This window comes from Bacillus sp. 22190, assembly GCF_052045575.1.
In the GTDB taxonomy this organism is placed as follows: domain Bacteria; phylum Bacillota; class Bacilli; order Bacillales; family Bacillaceae; genus Bacillus; species Bacillus altitudinis.
Map to the genome: position 1 here is coordinate 1 of NZ_JBQEPF010000045.1, position 753 is coordinate 753.

Annotated in this window: 1 protein-coding gene and 1 pseudogene; both read right to left on the reverse strand. The window is 34.1% G+C overall.

Annotated elements, in window-relative coordinates; genetic code table 11:
• Positions 1-395, reverse strand: a 395-nt coding sequence (locus ACTJKA_RS19955; RefSeq protein ID WP_440607924.1) for a DUF1433 domain-containing protein, incomplete at its 3' end; no start/stop codon positions are given.
• A gap of 60 nt (positions 396-455) precedes the next feature.
• A pseudogene (locus ACTJKA_RS19960) lies at positions 456-753 on the reverse strand (DUF1433 domain-containing protein); the annotation flags it as partial.

Sequence of the window (753 nt, forward strand, 5' to 3'; positions counted from 1 at the left end):
TTATATTCTTCCCAATCTATAAAGCGGTCTGATAATTCAGGGTCATAACTCATTGAACCGATTTTTTTAGCTCTATATTGTAAAGAAGCTGAGAAACCGTACTTTTCCGGTTCATCATTTACATAACCATCAATCGTAATATCTCCCATTGGGTTAATGGTCACATCTTTTTCAAACGTGATGGTTTTGATAAAGTTATGAATATCTCTTTTGTGTAAGTGCTCTTCAATCTTGGGTTTCATCTTCTCTGCAAGTTCTTCTGCTTTTGCTTGATCACTCTTTTCCTTGACCGCATTATTAGATTGAATATGCTTGTTAACCTGAACGATTAACGAAGTCACTGCGACAAGGATGACTACAAACAATACAGATAAAAGCTTTATTGTGTTTTTCATGTCTACCTTTGCCACCTTCTTAATAATGAAAAATAAAAAACAGGTCGGCTAGTACCTGTTCTACTCTTTTTCTCCAATGTCTTTCAGATATTGTTCGCGTTCTTTTTTAGAGAGATTTTTTAAAAAATTCTCTTTTAATTCCGGTTCATCTTTATATTTTTCCCAGTCCCTAAAACGAATTGATAACTCGTATGAATAACTCATTGAACCGATTTCTTTTGTTCTATACTTTAATGAACCGGAGAACTCGTACTTCTCCGGTTCACCATTTATATATCCTCTAATTACGATGTAGCCCATTGGATCAATAGTTACTCTCTTCTTAAACGTTATGGTCTTAATAAAGTGATGGATGTCT